Raw genomic sequence first — 6,406 nt, forward strand, 5'->3', positions numbered from 1 at the left:
GGGTCCGCCTCTCGCCAGGGGTCCGGCGGCCGCTACCCGGCGCGGCGCCCGGGCACACCGCCGCGGCGCTCGTTTCGCCGCCGGAGGGCCTGGGTACCGGCGGGATCCGCAGCCACCGAGCACGAGGAGCAGACGATGAGCAGCACCGTCGAGCAGTCGATCGAGGTCGCCGTCCCGATCCGCACCGCCTACGACCAGTGGACCCAGTTCGAGGAGTTCCCGTCCTTCATGGAGGGGGTCGAGGAGGTCCGCCAGCTGGACGACACCCACCTCCACTGGCGGGCCGAGATCGCCGGCACCGAGCGCGAGTGGGACGCCGAGATCACCGAGCAGCGGCCCGAGGAGCGGGTCGCCTGGCGGAGCACCGCCGGGCTCACGAACGCCGGCGTCGTGACCTTCCACAAGCTCGACGACGGGCACACGAAGGTGATGCTCCAGCAGGACGTCGAGCCGTCCGGCTTCGCCGAGCGGGCAGCCGAGATGCTGGGCATCATCGAGCGCCGCGCGAAGGGCGACCTCGAGCGCTTCAAGGACCTGATCGAGCAGCGCGGCGCCGCGTCCGGCGGCTGGCGCGGCGAGGTCCCGCGCGAGGGCGGCGGGACCGCGACGCCGGGAGCGTGACCGCGGCATGCGGGCGCTGTGCCTGAACTGCACGCTGAAGCGGTCGCCGGAGCCGTCCAACACCGGTGACCTGGCCCAGGTGGTCCTCGACGCGCTCGAGGGCCACGGGGTCGAGACCGAGCAGGTCCGGGTCGTCGACCACCAGGTCGGCCCGGGGGTCGTCTCGGAGCCGGTCGACGAGGGCGACGAGTGGCCCGCGCTGCGCGAGAAGGTGGTGGCGGCGGAGATCCTGCTCGTCGCCACCCCGACCTGGCTCGGCCAGCCGTCGAGCGTCGCCAAGCGGGTCCTGGAGCGGATGGACGCGATGCTCTCCGAGACCGGCGACGACGGCGAGACCCCGATCGCCTACAACCGCGTGGCCGGCGTCGTCGTGACCGGCAACGAGGACGGCGCCCACCACTGCATCGGCGAGGTCTGCGCCGCGCTCAACGACATCGGCTACACCGCGCCGGGCCAGAACTGGACCTACTGGAACAAGGGTCCCGGCCCCGGCGACGAGCAGTGGCTGAGCAGCGACGAGCGCGACTGGACGGTCAGCACGGCGAAGGCCGCGGCCGGCAACCTGGTCGCGGTCGCCCGCGCGCTCGCCGCGCAGCCGATCGGGCCGCCGGCGTCCTGAGCGGCGGCGAGGCGATCAGCGGACCGCCGCGACCGGCCGCGGCGCGGCGGCCTCGCCGCCCGCGATGTCGGGCGCCGGGCGGCGGGTCGCCGTCACCAGCCCGCCGTGGAGCGGGACGACGACGGTGGCCCGCTGGACGGCCCGCTCCGGCCGCGGCGACAGCGGCCGCAGCCGCAGGGCGGCGAGCACCGTCGGCACGATCGCCGCCCGCTCGACCGCGGTCAGCGGGGCGCCCGGGCAGCGCCGGGTGCCGCCGCCGAAGGGCAGGAAGCTGGCCGGCCGCTCGTCGGAGCCGGCGAAGCGGTCGGGCCGGAAGGCGTCGGGGTCCGGGAACGCCCGGGGGTCGCGGTGGAGCAGCGAGATCGGGACCAGCACGTCGGTCCCGGCCGGCAGCAGGTGGCCGGCGGCGTCGAACGGCTCGCGCAGCCGGCGCAGCGCCCCGAGCGCCGGCGGGTGCAGCCTCAGGCACTCGTCGAGGACCGCGTCGAAGGCCGGGTGGTCGGCGCCCTCGACGGCGATCGCCTCGGCCAGGTCGCCCTGGCGCGCGATCCGGTCGAGGGTCCAGGCGAGCGCGATCGACGACGGCTCCTGGGCGGCGGCGAGCACCACCAGCAGCTCGTCGACCACGTCGTCGGGCGTCGCGTCGGGGCGGGCGGCGAGCAGGTGGCCGAGGACGTCGATCCCGGGCACGTCCGGTCCCGAGGCGTCGCTCGCCCGCCGCTGCGCCAGCTCGTCGGCGATCACCCCGCGCAGCGGCCGCAGCCGCTGGCGCAGCAGCGCGTCGACCGTCCGGCCGAACGGCTGCCCGCGGTCGGGTGGGGTCAGCGGCGGGTTGCCGGGGGTGGCGAGGATCCGTTCCATGGCGTCGACGGCGCGGCGGGCGCGGGCGTCGTCCTCGATCGCCAGCACCAGCCGCACGAAGCAGTCCTGGAGCAGCCGCCGCAGCCGCGGCAGCAGCCGGAAGGGGCGGCCGGTCGGCCAGCCGGCGACGTGGCGGGCGGTCAGCTCGACCACCGCCCGCTGGTGGCGGGCGACCGCCTCCGGGGCCAGCGGCGGCGCGATCCGGCGGCGGGCCCGCTGGTGCTCGGCCCCGTCGGCGCCGAACATCGACCGCGGCGAGGCCTGCGGCAGCACGGCCCGCCGCGCGGCCCCGGCGCCGGCCCGCTCGGGATCGCCCTCGACCAGCCGCAGCGCGGCCGCCGGATCGGCGACGACGACGGTCCGGCGGCCGAGCGGCACCGCCAGCGTGAAGACCGGCCCGTAGCGGTCCTGCGCCCGCCGCAGCGTCCCGATCGGGTCGCGGGCCAGCAGCGGCGCCTGGACGGCGGAGGGCGCGGTCGGCCCCGGCGGCGGGGCGGGCGGCAGCGGCGGACGGCTCATGCTCCCGCCGGTGCCCGCCGCGGGCGCGACGGAAACGGATCCGGGGGAGGAGGGGCGAACGTCACATGGGCGGCGCCCCCGCCGGCCCGTGCGACGTTCGCCCCCGCCGGCGTCGGCGTTCGTCGCATGGCCGGGCGGGACGGCGCGGCGTGCGACGTTGCCCCCTGCCCGCTCGCGTCCCGCGGTGGCCGGTCACCCGCCCTTCCGCTCCGGCAGCGGGCGGACGGCGGGGCCCTCGAGCACGCGGCCGTCGCGGGCGTCGAAGCGCGAGCCGTGGCAGGGGCAGTCCCAGCTCCGCTCCGCCGGGTTGAAGACGACCTCGCAGCCGAGGTGGGTGCAGACCGGCGAGCGGGCGTGGACGCGGCCGTCGTCGTCGCGGAAGGCGGCGGTGCGGCGGCCGCCGACGCGGACGATCGCCCCCTCGCCCGGGGCCAGGTCGTCGCTGCCGTGCGGCCGTGGGCGCCGCAGCCGGTCGCCGACCAGGTGGGCGGCGACCTGGGCGTTCCAGTTCGCCAGTCGCAGCGCCGAGCGCGGCGCCAGCTGCCGCCAGCGGTCGCTGTCCCAGAGCGCGCGGTGGCGATCCTCGCCGCCGCCGATCCGGGCGGCCAGCGCGTGCGCGGCGGCCGTCCCGCCGCTCAGGCCCCACTTGCCGAAGCCGGTCGCCGTCCACAGCCGCGAGCTGCCGGGACGGACCGGCCCGACCAGCGGCACGTCGTCCGCCGTCCGCGGATCCTGCGACGACCAGCGGTGGGTCGTCTCGCAGCCGCCGAAGCGCTCGGCGGTCCACCGCTCCAGCCGCCCGTAGCGGGCCTCGGTGTCGCCGCCGCGGCCGGCCGGGTGGCCCTCGCCACCGACCACCACCAGCGGCTCGCCCTCGGGCCCGCGGGCCAGCCGCAGCGACCGCATCGGCGGTCCCGCGTCGTAGTACATGCCGGGCGCCGGCGGCTCCGGGACGCGGGCGGCGATCGCGTAGGAGCGCTCGGGGTGGCAGCGGGCGAAGAACAGCCCGCGGTCGAGGATCGGGAAGTGGGTGGCCAGCAGCACCTGGCCGGCGCGCAGCTCGCCATCGGTCGTCCGCAGCCGGCAGGGGTCGCCCTCGTGGACGGCGAGCACCCGCACGCCCTCGGCGATCCGGGCCCCGTCGGCCTCGGCCATCCGCGCCAGCGCCTCGGCGTAGCGGCGGCCGTGCAGCTCGCCGCCGTCCTCGACGCGGACGCCGGCCAGCATCGGCGTCGGGCCCGGCTCGTCGGCGACCGGGCGGGCGGGAAGGCCGACGGCGATCGTCGCCTCGGCCTCGTCCTCCAGCGACCGGCGCTCGGCGTCGACGCTGGTGAAGGTCCAGGCGGGCAGCGCCCGCCAGTCGCAGTCGATCCCCTCGGCCTCGATCAGGTCGGCCATCCGGCCGACCGCGGCCTGGTTCGCCTGCGCGTAGTCGCGGGCCAGCTCGGGGCCCGATCGTGCGCCGCAGCCGCGCGTAGCGGACGCCGTGAGCGGCGGTCGCCTTGCCGGTCGTGTAGCCGGTCACCCCGCGCCCGACCCGGTCGGCCTCGACCACGGTCACGCGGGCTCCGGCCCGGGCGAGCAGCAGCGCGGCGGTGGTGCCGACGATGCCCGCCCCGACGACCACGACGTCGGCGGTGCGGGCCTGCTCGTCGAGCCGCCGGGGCGCGACCGCCGCGTCGGCGGTCGCGTCCCACAGCGAGCGGCTGGCGGCGGGCATCGGCCCGGCTCAGGCGCTCAGCCGCTTGGCCAGCAGCGCCTTGCCCTGCTCGCCGCCCTTGCGGCTCGCCTCCTGGGCGCGGCGGAAGAAGTCGGCCAGGTCGCCGTCGCCGGAGCGCTCGGCGTCCTTGGCGTAGATCTCCATCCGCAGCGCGTTGCTCAGCGACTGCTCGGTGAACCAGAGCAGGTTGTAGTCCTTGTCGGTGGTGCCGGTGATCTCGCCGGTCTCCGAAGCGGTGATGCTCATCGTGGCCTCCGTGGGGTGGGGAGTGGACGTGCCGCCGCTACCCGCCGGTTCGCGACCGCACACACGGGCGCGGGTTTCCGCCCGCGGGGCGGCGGGTAGGCATGCAGCACGCACGCCAAACGCACCGACGGAGGGAGACCAGGTGTCGGACGGCATTGCCCACTGGACCACCGATCACGAGCAGATCCGGCGATGGGTGGAGGAGCGCGGGGGCCGGCCCGCGACCGTGGCAACGACCGCCGACGGGGACTGGCCCGGGATCCTCCGGATCGACTTCCCCGGCCACGGCGACGAGGAGGCCCTGGAGCCGATCGACTGGGCCGCGTTCTTCGCGAAGTTCGAGCAGGAGCAACTCGCCTTCACCTACGAGGAGCGGACCGCGAGCGGGGAGGTCAGCCGCTTCTCGAAGCGGATCCGCCGCTAGCGCGACGGTCCTCGCGGCCGCTCGGCGCCGCGAACCGGACCAGCTTGTGGGATCCGTCGCAGAACGGGCGCTGGCGCGAGCGCCCGCAGCGGCAGAGCGCGACCGTCTCGCGGCCGGCGGCGATCGGCGCGCCGTCCTGGTCCCGCAGCTCGAACGGCCCGCGGACGATCAGCGGGCCGTCACGGTAGGGGGTGATCCGGGCCGGGTCGGTGCCGCTCACGGCGCCACCGCCTGCCGCTCGCGATCGTCGGCCGTGGCCCGCAGCGCCGACCGCCCCGCCCGCCAGCGGTCGAGCACGCCGGCCGCCCAACGGGCCTCGAGCGCGGCCAGGCAGCGGGCGCCGAAGAGCACGTCGCGGGCCAGCTCCGGCTGCTGCCGGACCAGCCCGCCGGCGAGGTCGATCGTGGCCAGCTGCTCGTGGACCGCGTCGGCCTCGACGTGCTCGTCGAAGAAGGCCGTCGCCCGCGGGTCCGGGACGGCGAGTCGCCGGAGGCCCTCGGCGTAGCGGCCGTTGGGGATCGACGAGGTCGACTCGAACAGCGCCAGGTGGCCGACGATCGCACCCCGCCAGCGACGGTGGAGGCCGAAGAGCGACATCAGGTTGACCGTCGCCAGCGCGGGGGCGGGGATCCGGTCGAGGTAGGCGCCGTAGGTCGGGTCGAGCCCGAGCGCCTCCATCGCGTCGGCGAAGAGCCGGGCGTGGATCCGCTCCGGGCGGCCGTTGCCGTACTCGTCGACCTGGATCTCGACCAGCGCCGCCTTCGGCGGGCCGTCCAGCCGCGGCATCGCCCACGAGTGCGGGTCGGCCTCCTTCAGCTGGTAGGCCGAGCGGTGGATCAGCACCTCGCGGTAGTGGTCGAGCGTCGCCTCGCGCTGGAGGAAGCGCGAGAGCGACGGCGCCTCGGCCGCGGCGATCGCGCGGATCGCCAGGTCGATCTCGTCGGGCGCGACCGGCCCGTCGCCGTCGTCGTCCGGCACCAGCGCCCGCAGGCCGGCCTCGAAGCGCGCCTCCAGCCGCGCCCGCAGCGCCAGCAGCGACGGCTGCCACTCCCAGGTCGGATCGACGCCGTCGAGCCCGCGGTAGTGCAGCTCGTAGGCGCAGTAGAGCGCCAGCTGCTGGTCCTCGTCCGCGAACGGGTCGGCGGTCGGCGGCGGGGCGACGTCGGCGAGCGGATCGTCGGCGGGAGCGGGTGGTGGACCGGTCAGCGCGGCGAGCAGCCGCTCACTGACCGGGCCGCGGGGCGAAGGGATCGCGGGCACGGCCGGCGTCTACCCGCAACGGCCCCCGATCATGCGGCGGCCGGCAGCGCGGCGGTCAGCTCGTCGGCGCAGCGGCCGGCCAGCCAGGCGGCGGCCGCGCGCGGGTCGCCGGCCGCCGCCGCCCGCTGCCGCGCGG

Annotated in this window: 8 protein-coding genes and 1 pseudogene; 3 read left to right on the forward strand and 6 right to left on the reverse strand. The window is 77.3% G+C overall.

The window, feature by feature from the left end; genetic code table 11:
* Positions 1–135: 135 nt before the first annotated feature.
* Positions 136–621, forward strand: a complete 486-nt coding sequence (locus tag SH587_RS11155; protein ID WP_320670688.1) for an SRPBCC family protein — start codon at positions 136–138, stop codon at positions 619–621.
* A 7-nt stretch (positions 622–628) separates the two neighbouring features.
* A complete protein-coding gene (locus SH587_RS11160) occupies positions 629–1,240 on the forward strand; it encodes a flavodoxin family protein (RefSeq protein WP_320670689.1) in 612 nt (203 codons plus the stop codon).
* Between the two features lie 15 nt (positions 1,241–1,255).
* On the opposite strand, the gene SH587_RS11165 is transcribed toward SH587_RS11160, so the two are convergent.
* The 4 genes and pseudogenes from SH587_RS11165 to SH587_RS11180 all read right to left on the reverse strand — a co-directional run bounded on the left by SH587_RS11165 (position 1,256) and on the right by SH587_RS11180 (position 4,586).
* A complete protein-coding gene (locus tag SH587_RS11165) occupies positions 1,256–2,620 on the reverse strand; it encodes a cytochrome P450 (RefSeq protein ID WP_320670690.1) in 1,365 nt (454 codons plus the stop codon).
* A gap of 192 nt (positions 2,621–2,812) precedes the next feature.
* Complete coding sequence (locus tag SH587_RS11170; RefSeq protein ID WP_320670695.1) at positions 2,813–4,063, reverse strand: FAD-dependent oxidoreductase; 1,251 nt, start codon at positions 4,061–4,063, stop codon at positions 2,813–2,815.
* Positions 4,064–4,106: 43 nt separating this feature from the next.
* Positions 4,107–4,340: pseudogene (locus tag SH587_RS11175) on the reverse strand (FAD-dependent oxidoreductase); the annotation flags it as partial.
* Between the two features lie 9 nt (positions 4,341–4,349).
* Entirely contained in the window at positions 4,350–4,586 is a 237-nt protein-coding gene (locus tag SH587_RS11180) for a hypothetical protein (RefSeq protein WP_320670691.1), read from the reverse strand.
* Between the two features lie 142 nt (positions 4,587–4,728).
* Here SH587_RS11180 and SH587_RS11185 point away from each other — a divergent pair, with 142 nt between their 5' ends.
* A complete protein-coding gene (locus SH587_RS11185) occupies positions 4,729–5,010 on the forward strand; it encodes a hypothetical protein (protein ID WP_320670692.1) in 282 nt (93 codons plus the stop codon).
* Here SH587_RS11185 and SH587_RS11190 read toward each other — a convergent pair.
* Both SH587_RS11190 and SH587_RS11195 read right to left on the reverse strand, forming a co-directional pair.
* A complete protein-coding gene (locus SH587_RS11190) occupies positions 4,979–5,230 on the reverse strand; it encodes a CDGSH iron-sulfur domain-containing protein (RefSeq protein WP_320670693.1) in 252 nt (83 codons plus the stop codon). The genes SH587_RS11185 and SH587_RS11190 overlap by 32 nt on opposite strands.
* Positions 5,227–6,270, reverse strand: coding sequence for an iron-containing redox enzyme family protein (locus SH587_RS11195; RefSeq protein WP_320670694.1), 1,044 nt, complete (start codon positions 6,268–6,270; stop codon positions 5,227–5,229). The genes SH587_RS11190 and SH587_RS11195 overlap by 4 nt, the downstream gene beginning before the upstream one ends.
* Positions 6,271–6,406 lie beyond the last annotated feature (136 nt).

The organism is Patulibacter defluvii (assembly GCF_034096925.1).
Lineage (GTDB): Bacteria > Actinomycetota > Thermoleophilia > Solirubrobacterales > Solirubrobacteraceae > Patulibacter > Patulibacter defluvii.